This is a genomic window from Pandoraea sp. (assembly GCF_004297875.1).
In the GTDB taxonomy this organism is placed as follows: Bacteria; Pseudomonadota; Gammaproteobacteria; order Burkholderiales; family Burkholderiaceae; genus Pandoraea.
The window spans coordinates 137,103-150,075 of the sequence record NZ_SCSK01000061.1 but is presented as its reverse complement, the minus strand read 5'-3'; the positions used below and the strand labels follow the sequence as shown (position 1 = coordinate 150,075).

Here is a 12,973-nt window from a genome sequence, read left to right as displayed (position 1 = left end):
CGAACGGCATGATCGCATTCGGGCTCATCTGGATCGCGTCATACTTGGTGCCCGCCGGCAGGTCCGGCAGCTTCTGCGCGAAGGCCGCATCCACGCTCAGCAGCGCCCGGTTCATGTCCGAGCCCCACGGGAAGTCCACGAAGATCTCGGCCGAGCCGCGCGAGGTCGTCGAGGACACGTCCACCGCCCCGGGCACGGCCCGCGCGGCCGCCTCCAGCGGCTGCGTGACATCGACCAGCATCTGGCGCGCCGGCATGCTGCCCGCGTCGACCTCGATGCGAATGCGCGGGAAGCTGGTCAGCGGGAACAGGCCCACCGGCAAGCTGATGGCCGCGTAGATGCCGGCGATCGTGAGCACGAACGCCACGCACAGCACCGGCAGGCGGTAACGGTGAAGCCAGCCGGCGAGCGTCATTTGGCCGCTCCCTGGGCCGCGACCCGCAGGCGCATGCCGTCATCGAGCTGGTAGTTGCCCGAGAGCACCAGCGGCTGGCCCGCGTTCAGGCCCGCCCCGTCGATCACCTCCTCATCGCCCTGCGCGCCCAGCACCCGCACCGGCACCTTGCGCGCCTTCGTGCCGTTGGCCTGCACCACGTACGGCGCGCCCTGCTCGTCGACCAGCAGCGCCGCATGCGGCACCACGTAGCCGTGCGTCTGGCCCACCGTGATGGTGACCTCGGCCGTCTGCCCGGGCAGCAGATGACCGGCCGGCACGCCGATCTCCACCGGCACCAGCCCGCTGGCCGGATCGATCAGCGCGCCGCGCTGCACGACGCGGCCCGCGACGCGCTGCGCGTCGCCCACCGCGGCGATGCTCGCCGGCTCGCCGCGCTGGATCAGCGCCGCCTGCTGGGGCGTCACCCCCGCCTTGAGCACCAGGGCCTCGGGCCTGGCCAGGTCCAGCAGCGGGGTGCCCGCCGCGACCAGCGCCCCGGGCGCGGCCGACAGGCGCAGCACGATCGCCCGGAACGGCGCGCGCAGCACGCTCGGCGCGCCCGCGCCCTGCGCGTTGAGCGCCGCCAGGTTCGCGCGCGCATCGCTCGCGGCCTTCTGCGCATCGGCCAGTTGCTGCGCGGTGGCCAAGTGCTGCGCATACATCTGCTGCGTGCGCGTGGCCAACTGGCGCGCCACCTGCAGCGCCGAGCGGGCCTGCGCGTAGGCCGCGGCCGTCTCGGGGCTGGGCACCAGTTGCAGCAGCGGCGCGCCGGCGGCCACGGCCTGGCCCGCGCGCACGTACACCGCGCCCACCGTTTGCGAGGCCGGCGCCATCACCGTGCGCTGGCCCGCGGCCCCGGGCTGCACCACCCCGTAGGCCGAGACCGTGCGCGCCAGGCTGCCCGGATGCAAGGCGGTGAGGGTGACCAGCACGCTGGGCGCCGCGTCACTAGGCTGTGCGGCCGGCGCGCCCAGCGTAGCGCCCGTGCCCACGGCGAGCAGCGCTGCGCCGAGAATCCATCGATAGTTCATGAGTTACCTCTTGGAGTCGAGCGGAGCGATGCGGGCGGGCGGCAGGCCCAGCCCCAGCTCCAGGGTCAGTGCGATGCGCGCCTCGCCAAGCCCGCGCTGCAGATCGAACAGCGCCAGGCGCTGCTGCAGGGCCGCGCTCTCATAATCGTCCAGCGTGCGTTGGTCCAGATTGTGCTGCGCATAGGCCCCGCGGGCCGCCTCGGCCTGCGCGCCGGCGGCGGCCGCGGCCGCGCGCGCCGGCCCCAGGCGCGCGGCCAGATACTGGCTGCGCGCGTGCAGCGCCAGGACGCTGGCCTGCGCGTCATCGAGCCGGCTTTGGTACTGCGCGTGCAGCACGCGCCGGGTCGCGCTCGCCTTGGCGATCTGGCCCTGGTTGCGGTTGAAGATCGGCAGGTCGAAGGTCACGGTGGGCCCGCCCGATCTGACGTCCGAGGTGTCGGAGTTCCACGAGCCGCCCAGCACGAACGCCGGGAACTGGCCGAGGATGGCCGCGCGCACCTCCTGGTCGGCCGAGCGGTAGCCCAGGCGCAGCGCGATCAGGTCGGGGCGCCGCTGCGCCACGCTCGCGGCCAGCGCGTCCAGATCCGCGGGCACTGCCGGCGGATGCGGCCGGGCGATATCGAAGCGCACCGTCGGGCGCAGCCCCAGCAGCGCGTCGAGCGCGCGCCAGTTGGCCAGCTGCGTCAAGTGCAGCGCCTGCAGCGAGCGCGCCTGCGAGGCCAGCGAGGCCTGCACGGGGCCGAGCGCGGCCAGGCTCAGGCTGCCCTGGTCCACCGCCTGCTGCAGCCGCCGGCTCAGTTGCTCGAGCTCGCCCAGCCGCGCCTGGCTCGCCGCGCTCGCCTGCGCGCCCCAGTACAGGTCCAGCGCCAGCAGGCGCGCCTTCTGCGCGACCTGCCACGCCTGCCACAGCAACTGCGCGTTGACCTGGGCCGCGTGCGCGCGCGCCGCGGCCACGCGGTTGTGATAGGTCACCAGCGAGGCAATGTCCTGGCCGAGCGAGGCGCTGAGCGCGCCGGTGGTGCCGGGCCCGCCCAGCAGCGCCGCGTAGCCCAGGCTCACCGACGGGTTGGGCAGCAGCGCGCTTTGGATCACCCCGGCGCGCGCCAGCTCGGCCTGCCCGCGCTCGGCGCGCAGGCCCGGATCGTTGAGCATCGCCAGCACCCCGATCTGATCGATGCTCAGCGCCCGGCTCACGTCGATGCTCACGCCCGGCCGCCCCGCGCCCGCCGGCACCGTGTGCCGCACCTGCGTGATGCTGTCCCCAAGATCCGCCTGCGTGGCCAGCGGTAGCGGGTGGTAGGTCGCGCAGCCGCTGAGCGCGCAGCAGGCGATGCCGCTCAACAGAGTCCGCCGATAGGCGCGGCAGACCCGCCAATAGGGTGCTTTCATGTTCGTCCCCGCGCTAAAGTGGCGGGCACGCCGATGTTCTTCGTCAGCATGGTCAGCGAATCAAAAGAGTCAAGGAGGCCAGGCGCCGCCACCGGCGCCGGACAAATTGCCGCGTGGGAATGCCGGCCGGCAGGATATGCCGGCCGGTGACGCCGCTAGGGTGTGTTTTGCGCGTACACGCCGACCTTGTTGCTGGCGTTCAGATAGACAAAGAGACGGTGTTGCTTGGTATCGACCGCGAGGGTATGCATATTCTTTTCGGTCGCGATATGGTCGACTACTTGATTCGTGTCGAGATCGACGACCTCGATGTTCCCCGTCTTGTCACCGATGAAAGCACGTCGTTTGGCGATATCGACCGCCGTTTGATCGACCGGTCCCGCCACTGGGATAGTGGTCACCAGTTTGCCGGTCGTGGCATCGATGACCAGCATCTTCTTGTCACCCGTGCCGAAGATCAGATGCTTGGTCTTGGTGTCGTAGATGCCACCCTTGGCGGTACTTTTGACGCCGAAATTCCACACCGCGACGATCTTGTTGGTGTTGGGATTGATGACGTCGATGTCGCTGCCGACCGGCTGATAGAGCCGGTCGAGCGAGCGGACGTAGAGTGCCACGTCCGGGCCGTCCTTGGAGTCCTCGGGCTTGAGCTTGAAAACGGTCAGGCGCTTGAACGGCGCCTTGCCTTCAAACACGGCTTCCGAGTTGGTGTCGTCGTTGGCCACGAACACTTTGCCGGTGCGCGTGTCGACATTGACGCCATCGGGCCCCTTGCCGCCGCTGTCGACGTCAGCCACCTTTTTGTAGGTGCGTTTGTTGATGACGACCAATTTATTCGGAGTGGCATCGGCGATAAACGCATATTTATGATTGATGTCGATACCGTTGCCCACGGCGATGTCAGGGATAGTGGCCTTGACGTCGAGTTTGTTGGCATCGATGACAACAACGTTGTGATCGGGGGCCTGGGAGAGCCAGATGGTTTCGGTTTGCGGGTCGTACGCGACCCAATCGCCGTGACCGCCCTTCGCGCCGGGCAGATTAATCGTCTTGACGAGATGGTATTGCGAAGCGGCATACACGGGGGTGGCGAAAAGGCCGATCATTGCGGCACTCAATGCCACGGCTTGCAGTTTGAAAGATGACGTCATGATGTCTCCAATCGATTTTAGTCTTCAAGCGACTTGGTTGGTCTCTGGGTGCAACGCTAACTCGGTAATGCTTAAAACTTGTGACTGATGCCCGCCATGATCGCGACCTGGTTGGGTGTGCTCGAGCTCGCGGTCATATCGGCCACTGCGCCGCCGGCCGGCACGATCGTCGAGCCGTCGGCACTGAACGTGGTACCGCTGGCATGCGTGAAGGCCGCTGTCGCATACAGGGCCGTGCGCTGCGAGAAGCTGTACTCGGAGGTGGCGGCTATGGAGTTGTAGGTGGCCGAGGAGGCCCCGCTGGACTTGGTGAACGTGTAGCCGATGGCCACCAGTTCGGCCGGGGTGACCTGATAGCCCAGCGAAGCGGCGCCCGTATTGAAGGTTTCGGTGCGGTTAAACGCCGCGAAGAGCTGATAGGGCTTATACTGCGCGTTGCTGTAGCGCACGTTCGCGGTGAATGGACCGACGACGTATTGGCCACCCAACTGCACGATTTGCCGCGACCCGACCATGGCGATGGCGCCATACAGTGGGGTGACGGAATTGTTTTGGGTCAACTCGGTGGTTCCCGCACCGCCGACCCCGTCGTTCTTGGTGAAGAGGTAGCCTGCGGCGAGGCTCAATCCGCCGCGCGTATACAGCGCGGCCGCCGAGTAGGTTTGGCCCGACGAAAGATTGCCCGCGACACCGCCCAAGGCATACAGGACTTCATATTGCAGTCCGGCATAGACCGGGCTGAGATACTTGATCGCGTTATTCACGCGAAATGTAAAGTCGTTGTTGTCTGCGTCGCCCGGCGTCGCAAAGGCCGGGCCGTATTCGCCGTCGGCGGTGATGCCCTGGATCAGGTCGACCGTGGGGTCGTACTGGCGACCGATCGTTACAGTGCCCCAGGCGTCGCCCGTCAAGCCGACGAATGCCTGACGACCGAACTCGAGTCCTCCCTGGCCGAGCTGGCCCGTATTGATATTAAAGCCGTTTTCGAGATCGAAAATCGCTTTGAGACCGCCACCCAGGTCTTCGGCGCCTTTCATGCCCCATTTGTTAGCGGTGAAGTTCGGGCCTTGCAACTGGAGTATGGAACTGCCTCCAGCGTTGTTGAAGTAAGTCAGCGAATCATCAATCGCGCCGTAAAGGGTAACGCTGCTCTGTGCATGTGCGCACGCGGCGGCACCGAAAAGAGCGACAGCAAAAACGGGGGATATCTTTATTTTCATGACGTCTCCTAATCAGTTTTTAATATTGATTTCTCATGCAAGACCACTGCGGCGATAAGCATCTCCATAAGCGCCAAGTGGCGCGTTTCAGTAATTAAGTAATGCAGAATATAATATCTGATATATCAAAACTGTCAAAAAATTTTTCAAGAAAATCATCAACTTGCGCCAAAAGTTCTATTTGCTGGCATGGTATGAAAATAGGGTATCAATGGGTTAGGGTTAACTTGGATTTATTCCATGCCTATTGGCAATGAATGCTGGTAATTAATAAAAAACGAGGCGCTAAATAATATTTAATTCTTTATGTGATATATTCATTGGGGCGCTATTTGGCTCATGCCTGGATTCAGCCGTATTCAGCCATTGGCGATATGCTCCCGCTTATCGTGATGACGCCGCGCGTCGCCACGAACGTCAGCCCGGTCGTCAGTGGCGACTCGGTCGAGAGGGTGCAGTCGATCACAAAACTTTCATCAATCCGTGATCCACTAGAGGTCTGCCTTTATTTTCTTCTGCATCGGTTCGGCATACTTAATAATTTTTGCGTTGCCGAATGTGCCGCTGGGGCATCGCCCAGCTCGGCGCTGGTATCTGCGCGACTGAACTTCGACCGCCTTTTTCTATCTGACCATCGCCATGCGACGTAATGTCGCACGGTCGTTGTGTCGGCGTAATCGCGCATTGCCGCAACGGCGGACAATGTTTGTTGCACCCACCAGGGAGAATTGTCGTTTATGGACATCCGCACCATTCGCGAGCATGCTTTCGCGATGCCGTTCACCAGTCCGGCCTTCCCGGTCGGACCCTACCGGTTCATTGATCGGGAGTTTTTCGTCATTACTTACCGGACCGATCCGGAAAAGCTGCGAGCCGTCGTGCCCGAGCCATTGGAGATCGGGGATTCGCTGGTGAATTACGAGTTCATCCGGATGCCCGACTCGACCGGCTTTGGCGACTACACCGAGAGTGGACAGGTGATTCCGGTAACCTTGAACGGCGTGGCCGGCAGCTATACGCACGCGATGTATCTGAACGACCATCCTCCGATTGCCGGCGGGCGAGAGCTTTGGGGATTTCCGAAGAAACTGGCGCGTCCTGAATTGAAAGTGGAGATCGATACGCTGGTCGGCGAGCTCGATTATGGTCCGGTGCGGGTGGCCACCGCTACAATGGGCTACAAACACAGGACGCTCGATGCCTCGGAAGTCGCGCGAGGATTGATCGACACGCCGAATTTCCTGTTGAAGATCATTCCGCATGTCGACGGCACCGCGCGAATTTGCGAACTGGTGCGCTATTACTTGCAGGATGTCACCGTCAAGGGCGCGTGGACCGGACCCGCGGCGCTGTCGCTGTTTCCGCATGCGCTCGCGCCGGTGGCGGATTTACCGGTGCTCGAGGTGGTCGGTGCCAGGCACCTGGTGGCCGACCTGACCTTGGGTCTGGGGGAAGTCGTTTTCGATTATTTGGCCTGATAGGAGAAGAATTATGTCCATGCAGTTGAACGGAAAGGTCGCACTCATCACTGGCGCCGCGAGCGGGATCGGCAAGGAAATCGCGCTGGTTTACGCCAAGGCCGGCGCGGCTGTCGCCATTGCCGACATCAACCTGGCGGCCGCACAGAAGGCAGCCGATGAAATCAAGGCTGCCGGCGGCAAGGCCCTGGGCGTAGCGATGGATGTCACCAACGAGGATGCCGTCAATGCCGGCACCAAGGCGGTCGTCGATGAGTTCGGCCAACTGGATATCCTGATTTCGAACGCCGGCATTCAGATCGTCAATCCGATCGTCAATTACAGTTTTTCCGACTGGAAGAAAATGCTGGCGATTCATCTCGATGGCGCGTTCCTGACCACCAAGGCTGCACTGCCTTACATGTACAAGGACAACCGCGGTGGCACGGTGATCTACACCGGGTCAGTTCATTCGCACGAAGCCTCGCCGCTGAAGTCGGCCTATGTCACGGCCAAGCACGGCCTGCTCGGACTGGCCCGCGTGCTGGCCAAGGAAGGCGCCGCGCACAATGTCCGCTCGCACGTGATTTGCCCAGGGTTCGTGCGCACGCCGCTGGTCGACAAGCAGATTCCCGAGCAGGCCAAGGAGCTGGGCATCAGCGAGGAAGAAGTCATCAAGAAGGTGATGCTGGGCGGTACGGTCGACGGTGTGTTCACGACCGTCGACGACGTGGCGCAAACGGCGCTTTTCCTGGCGGCATTCCCATCGGCGGCCCTCACCGGGCAGTCGTTCGTCGTCAGTCACGGCTGGTTCATGCAGTAAAGGAGCAGGTATGGCGGCACGTAAGCCTCAAAGCAACAGCAATGGCAACGGCGGTGGCAGCGCAAGTGCCGAGGTCTATCACACGAGCCCGCGCCTGCCGGTCGATCATCGCTATCAGGTGGTTGCACTGGTGTTGCAGGGCGGCGGGGCGCTCGGTTCGTACCAGGCGGGCGTATACGAGGGACTGGCCGCGGCCGATGTCCACCCGAACTGGGTAGCCGGCATTTCCATCGGGGCGCTCAATACCGCGATCATTGCGGGCAACCCCCCGGACAAGCGCGTCGACCGCCTGAAGGAATTCTGGCAGACCATCTGCCAGCCGCCGTACCTCCCGCCCAGCCCCTGGAGCAACCTGCAAGCGACGCAGCAGTGGCCCGAGGCCTGGATGACGCTGCTCAACGGCCTCGAGGCCTGGCGGGCGCTTACTGAGGGGCAGAAAGGGTTCTTCGTGCCCCGCAACCCAGTGACGGCCGTTGGCCCCTCGACGCCGGACAAGGTCAGTTTTTACGACACGGCGCCGCTCAAGAGCACGCTCGAGGCACTGGTCGACTTCGACCGGCTCAACGACGTGCGGCAGATGCGTGTGTCGGTGGGCGCGGTGAACGTGCGCACTGGCAATTTCGTCTACTTCGACAACACCAAAGAGCGTTTGCGCGCCGAGCACTTCATGGCCTCGGGCGCGCTGCCGCCGGGCTTTCCGGCCGTCGAGATCGACGGCGAATATTATTGGGATGGCGGTATCGTGTCGAACACGCCGCTGCAGCAGGTGCTGACTGCCGAACCGCGCAAAAATGCCCTGATTTTCCAGGTCGACCTGTGGAGCGCCCGGGGAGCGCTGCCGACCGACTTGCCGTCGGCGGCGCTGCGGCAAAAAGATATCCAGTTCTCCAGCCGGACGCGGATGATCACCGAATTCATGTCGGGCATGCAGGAATATCGCCATCTGCTGCGCGAACTCATGGAACTGGTACCGGAAGGCGCGCGCAAAAATAGCCCGTGGTACCAGCGTGCCGCAGAAGCGTCGTGCGATCGCCTGTTCAATGTGATCCATCTGATCTACCAGGGCAAGGGCTGCGAGGGCGACTGCAAGGATTACCAGTTTGGCGCGCTAACCATGCGAGATCACTGGCGCAGCGGGCTTGCCGATATCCAGCGCAGCCTGCAGCGTCCGGGCTGGCTGGATATGCCGTCTGCGGATCAGCCGCTCGTCACGCACGACATTCACCGCACATAGCGGCGGGCGCCCCGGTCGCAGGTTGGCCGGGGCCGGCCCAGTGCCCCCCAAAGACCGTATGCCTTGCCGGCCGCCTCGAGCCGGTCTCGTTTTGTTTTTTCCGGAGTTTTCACGGGTGTTGGTTTCACGAGTGATGTTTCCGCTGTCGCTGGTGCTGTTCGAGTTTGCCGTCTATGTCTCGAACGACATGATCATGCCGGGGATGCCCAATGTCCTGCGGGAGTTTGGCGCGGCGCCCGAGATGACGTCGCTGGCGCTGACTGCGGCGATGCTGGGCAACGCCAGCCTGCAATGGCTGTTGGGGCCGCTATCCGATCGTTATGGGCGCCGCCCGGTGTTGTTGGCCGGGTTGATCCTTTTCGTGGCCGCCTGCCTGGCCATGTGGCCGGTGCAGTCGATCGGGCAATTCATTATGCTGCGCTTCATTCAGGGCATGGGGTGCTGTTTTGTACTGACGGTGGGCTATCCGACGGTGCAGGAGGCCTTTGACGAGAAGACCGCCGTGCGCATTGTCGCGCTGATGGCCAATGTGTCATTGCTCTCGCCGCTGTTCGGGCCGCTGGCCGGCGCCGCGGTCGTGACCTGGTGGCCGTGGCGCGTGGTGTTTCTGCTGATCGCCGCGATTGGCGTGATCGCGTTCGTTGGCCTGTACCGCAGCATGCCCGAGCTGATGCCCGCGGTGCGTGGCGAGCTGACGCCGCGCGGGCTGTGGCGTGCCTATCGCGTGCCGTTGGCGAGCCGGCGTTTCTGGACCGGCGCCGTGATGATCGGATTGGCGGTCACGCCGTTGTTGACCTGGATCGCGGTTGGCCCGATCGTGCTGATCGAGCGGGCGGGGCTGAGCCAGATCGACTATGGTGTGCTGCAGCTGCCGGTGTTTGCCGCGCTGATCGCCGGCAACGTAATCCTCGCGCGGCAGGTGGGACGCTGGAGCTATGCGCGGCTGATGTGGAGCGGCATTGCGTGCATGCTGTTTGGCGCGGCGGTGTCCTGCGCGGGCGTCGCGCTGCTGGCCAGCAGCTATCTGGCACTGATGGCCGGCACCGCATTCTGTGCGCTAGGCATGGGGCTCTTCTATGGCGTTGTATATCGCCAGACGCTGTTTGCCGTGGACGGCGCCAATCGCGCCACCGTGGCCGGCATGCTGAGCATGATCATGATCATCGTATCGGTCGGCGCGATCGAACTGGCCAAATCGGCTTACCTGGTTTTTGGCGCGCAGGCCCTGAGCCTGTCGGCGTTGCTGGCGGTGCTGTGCCTGGGCGCCGCCGCGCTGAGTTTCAAATCATCCAGCGAGAGCGAGGCTTTCGCCGTCAAGCCGGGCGGCTAAGAGCGGCTTGAGTGTCAAAAAAAGCGGGCGTGATGCGATCTCACGCCCGCTTTTTTTGTGGGCCGGGACCGGCCTGGGCGAAATGTCAGGCGCCGGCCGCCGTCGGATCGCCCATGCCGCCGACCACGGTGTTGAAGCCGCCGTCGACGTAAGTGATTTCACCGGTCACGCCGCCGGCCAGGTCCGACAGCAGGAAGGCCGAGACGTTGCCGACGTCCTCGATGGTGACATTGCGGCGCAACGGCGCGTTTTGTTCGACGAAGTCGAGGATTTTGCCGAAGCTCCTGATGCCGCTCGCCGCCAGCGTTTTGATCGGGCCCGCCGACACGCCGTTGACGCGGATGCCGCGCGGGCCGAGCGAGGTAGCCAGATAGCGCACGCTGGCTTCGAGCGACGCCTTGGCCAGTCCCATGGTGTTGTAGTTTGGAATGGCGCGCTCGGCGCCCAGGTAAGTCAGCGTGAGCAGTGCGGCGCGCTCCGAGAGCAGCGGCAGCGCGGCCTTGGCCAGCGCCGGGAAGCTGTAGGCGGAAATATCATGGGCGATGCGAAACGCCTCGCGCGAGAAGCCGTCGAGAAAATCGCCCGAAATCGCCTCGCGGGGCGCGAGGCCGATCGAATGCACCAGTCCGTCGAATTTGTCCCAGCGCTTGCCCAGCTGTTCGAATAGCGCTGAGATTTGCTCGTCGCTCGCGACGTCGCATTCGAATACCAGATCGCTGCCGAACTCCTGGGCAAAGGCGTCGATGCGTTCCTTGAAGCGCTCGCCCACATAGGTGAATGCCAGTTCGGCGCCTTCGCGCTTGCAGGCCTGGGCGATGCCGTAGGCGATGGAACGGTTGGACAGCAATCCGGTGATGAGAATGCGTTTGCCGGCTAGAAAGGTCATGGGAACTCCGGAATAAATATCTGCGCAAGCTGGATGGCGCGCATTGTCTCACAAGACGCCGGAAAACAACGAGTCGGGCGATTCGGCGGCGCGGGTGCTTTTCGGTACAATGCTCGCACGTTCCGTCTTGCGGGATCAGGACTTTGCCCTGGTACCCGCGCCCCCCGAGACCAGAAGACGCATGAAGGCAGGCATTGCATTTCGGAGTCTAGCTTCGCTGGCGGCTTTCGTCATCTGCATGCCGGTCGTGCAGGCGAAGTACGCCATCGCCCAGTATGGCGAACCCAAGTATCCTCCCGGTTTCACGCATTTCGATTACGTCAATCCCAACGCGCCCAGACGCGGCACGCTGGTGCTGGCCAACCCCGATCGCCGCACCAGCTTCGACAAGTTCAATCCGTTCACGCTGCGCGGCACCTCCGCCCCGGGGATTGCCTCGCTGATGTTCGAGACGCTGACCACCGGCAGCGCCGACGAGATCTCGTCGGCCTATGGCTTGCTGGCTGACGACATCGCCGTAGCGCCGGATGATCTGTCGGTGACGTTTCATATCAACCCGAAGGCGCGCTTTTCCAACGGCGACCCGGTCACCGCGAACGATGTGAAATACTCGTTCGATACGCTGATGAGTCCGCAGGCTTCGCCAGCCTTCCGGTCCTATTGGGCCGATGTATCGCGCGCGGTGGTGCTCGGCCCGTTGACGGTGCGCTTCGACTTCACCAGAAAGAATAGCGAGCTTCCCCTGATCATCGGGCAGTTGCCGGTGTTCTCGCCGAAGTGGGGCATGGGGCCCGGGGGCAAGCGCAAGCCGTTCGACCAATTGGCATTCGACACGCCGATCGGCAGCGGCCCGTACTTGATCGAGCACTACGACCCTGGCCGCCGCATTACCTTTCGGCGAAATCCCGCCTATTGGGGCGACGACTTGCCGGTGCGGCGCGGCATGTTCAATTTCAAGCGCATCGTCTACAAGCTTTACAGTGACGACACCGCGCGGCTCGAAGCCTTCAAGGCGGGTGATTTCGACGTCATCGTCGAGTACCGGGCACGCAATTGGGCGCGCAGTTACATCGGCAAGAAGTTTCGTGACGGCGAGTTGATCAAGCGCGAATTCCCGCACCACAATGCGGCTGGCATGCAGGGGTTCATCATGAATCTGCGCCGACCCTTGTTTCAGGACGTGCGGGTGCGTCATGCGCTCGATCTGGCGCTCGATTTTCAGTGGCTCAATCGCGAGCTGTTCTACAGCCAATATCATCGGATCGACAGCTATTTCGCCAACAGCGATCTGGCCGCCACCGGCATGCCGAGCCCGGCCGAGCTCGCGCTGCTCGAGCCGCTGCGCGGCGAGCTCGATCCGTCGGTATTCGGCCCCATGACGGTGCAGCCGGTGACCACGCCGCCACATAGCTTGCGCGGCAATCTGCTGCAGGCGCGCGCGTTGCTCGCACAGGCGGGGTGGATCTACCGCGACGGCGCGCTGCGCAACGCCCGCGGCGAGCCGTTCACCTTCGAGATGCTGGAGGACAACGGTGGGGCTCTGGGCCCGGTGATAGCAATCTACGTGCGCAATCTGGCCAAGCTGGGCATCCGGGTGATCCAGCGCACGACCGATTTCGTGCTGTATCAGAAGCGCCTCGAGGACTTCGATTTCGACATGACGACCATGCGGTATGCCGATTCTCAAAACCCGGGCAACGAGTTATTCGACCGTTTCGGCAGCAAGGCGGCCGACGTCAAGGGCTCGGACAATCTTATGGGGCTCAAGTCGCCGGCAGTCGACACGCTGATCGGCGACCTGGTCCGGGCGCGCACCCGCGAGGCCTTGCTGACCAGCGCGCACGCGCTCGATCGCGTGTTGATGCACGGCTATTACGCGGTGCCGCACTGGTACAGCGCGACGCATCGCATCGCATATCGCAGCACGCTTGCCCATCCGGCCGTGCTGCCCAAGTACTATACGGCAGAGGGCTGGGTAGTGAGCACGTGGTGGGACAAGGCGAAATGAGCGGGGCA

The 12,973-nt window shown here is 63.6% G+C and carries 11 protein-coding genes; 5 read left to right on the top strand and 6 right to left on the bottom strand.

Features of this window, described 5'->3' with window-relative positions:
* The 5 genes from EPN80_RS18010 to EPN80_RS17990 form a co-directional block, all read right to left on the bottom strand.
* Positions 1-415: efflux RND transporter permease subunit (locus EPN80_RS18010; protein WP_293030502.1), on the bottom strand; the 415-nt coding region annotated here is incomplete at its 3' end.
* Entirely contained in the window at positions 412-1,467 is a 1,056-nt protein-coding gene (locus EPN80_RS18005) for an efflux RND transporter periplasmic adaptor subunit (RefSeq protein WP_293030499.1), read from the bottom strand. The genes EPN80_RS18005 and EPN80_RS18010, both read right to left, overlap by 4 nt.
* Positions 1,468-1,470: 3 nt before the next feature.
* Positions 1,471-2,856, bottom strand: a complete 1,386-nt coding sequence (locus EPN80_RS18000) for a TolC family protein (protein WP_293030496.1) — start codon at positions 2,854-2,856, stop codon at positions 1,471-1,473.
* A 155-nt stretch (positions 2,857-3,011) separates the two neighbouring features.
* Positions 3,012-4,007, bottom strand: a complete 996-nt coding sequence (locus EPN80_RS17995) for a hypothetical protein (protein WP_293030494.1) — start codon at positions 4,005-4,007, stop codon at positions 3,012-3,014.
* A 71-nt stretch (positions 4,008-4,078) separates the two neighbouring features.
* On the bottom strand, positions 4,079-5,227 hold the full coding sequence (locus tag EPN80_RS17990) for a porin (RefSeq protein WP_293030492.1): 1,149 nt from the start codon (positions 5,225-5,227) through the stop codon (positions 4,079-4,081).
* 737 nt (positions 5,228-5,964) lie between these two features.
* On the opposite strand from EPN80_RS17990, the gene EPN80_RS17985 reads away from it, so the two are divergent.
* From EPN80_RS17985 to EPN80_RS17970, 4 genes are all read left to right on the top strand, one after another.
* Positions 5,965-6,705 carry an acetoacetate decarboxylase gene (locus tag EPN80_RS17985; RefSeq protein ID WP_293030490.1) on the top strand — a complete coding sequence of 247 codons (741 nt, stop codon included), beginning with the start codon at positions 5,965-5,967 and terminating at the stop codon, positions 6,703-6,705.
* A gap of 13 nt (positions 6,706-6,718) precedes the next feature.
* Positions 6,719-7,507: a 3-hydroxybutyrate dehydrogenase gene (locus tag EPN80_RS17980; protein ID WP_293030487.1), complete on the top strand. Its 789-nt coding sequence runs from the start codon at positions 6,719-6,721 to the stop codon at positions 7,505-7,507.
* 10 nt (positions 7,508-7,517) lie between these two features.
* A complete protein-coding gene (locus EPN80_RS17975; protein ID WP_293030484.1) occupies positions 7,518-8,741 on the top strand; it encodes a patatin-like phospholipase family protein in 1,224 nt (407 codons plus the stop codon).
* A 115-nt stretch (positions 8,742-8,856) separates the two neighbouring features.
* Positions 8,857-10,071, top strand: a complete 1,215-nt coding sequence (locus tag EPN80_RS17970; RefSeq protein ID WP_293030481.1) for an MFS transporter — start codon at positions 8,857-8,859, stop codon at positions 10,069-10,071.
* A gap of 85 nt (positions 10,072-10,156) precedes the next feature.
* On the opposite strand, the gene fabI is transcribed toward EPN80_RS17970, so the two are convergent.
* A complete protein-coding gene (fabI, locus tag EPN80_RS17965; RefSeq protein WP_293030478.1) occupies positions 10,157-10,957 on the bottom strand; it encodes an enoyl-ACP reductase FabI in 801 nt (266 codons plus the stop codon).
* A 181-nt stretch (positions 10,958-11,138) separates the two neighbouring features.
* Here fabI and EPN80_RS17960 point away from each other — a divergent pair, with 181 nt between their 5' ends.
* Complete coding sequence (locus EPN80_RS17960; protein WP_293030475.1) at positions 11,139-12,965, top strand: extracellular solute-binding protein; 1,827 nt, start codon at positions 11,139-11,141, stop codon at positions 12,963-12,965.
* The last annotated feature ends 8 nt before the right edge of the window (positions 12,966-12,973 follow it).

What these genes read in the sequence shown, in the direction of transcription:
- EPN80_RS18005 (WP_293030499.1), bottom strand. Translation starts at nt 1,467, where the DNA reads ATGAACTATCGATGGATTCTCGGCGCAGCGCTGCTCGCCGTGGGCACG.
- EPN80_RS18000 (WP_293030496.1), bottom strand. Translation starts at nt 2,856, where the DNA reads ATGAAAGCACCCTATTGGCGGGTCTGCCGCGCCTATCGGCGGACTCTG.
- EPN80_RS17995 (WP_293030494.1), bottom strand. Translation starts at nt 4,007, where the DNA reads ATGACGTCATCTTTCAAACTGCAAGCCGTGGCATTGAGTGCCGCAATG.
- EPN80_RS17990 (WP_293030492.1), bottom strand. Translation starts at nt 5,227, where the DNA reads ATGAAAATAAAGATATCCCCCGTTTTTGCTGTCGCTCTTTTCGGTGCC.
- EPN80_RS17985 (WP_293030490.1), top strand. Translation starts at nt 5,965, where the DNA reads ATGGACATCCGCACCATTCGCGAGCATGCTTTCGCGATGCCGTTCACC.
- EPN80_RS17980 (WP_293030487.1), top strand. Translation starts at nt 6,719, where the DNA reads ATGTCCATGCAGTTGAACGGAAAGGTCGCACTCATCACTGGCGCCGCG.
- EPN80_RS17975 (WP_293030484.1), top strand. Translation starts at nt 7,518, where the DNA reads ATGGCGGCACGTAAGCCTCAAAGCAACAGCAATGGCAACGGCGGTGGC.
- fabI (WP_293030478.1), bottom strand. Translation starts at nt 10,957, where the DNA reads ATGACCTTTCTAGCCGGCAAACGCATTCTCATCACCGGATTGCTGTCC.
- EPN80_RS17960 (WP_293030475.1), top strand. Translation starts at nt 11,139, where the DNA reads ATGAAGGCAGGCATTGCATTTCGGAGTCTAGCTTCGCTGGCGGCTTTC.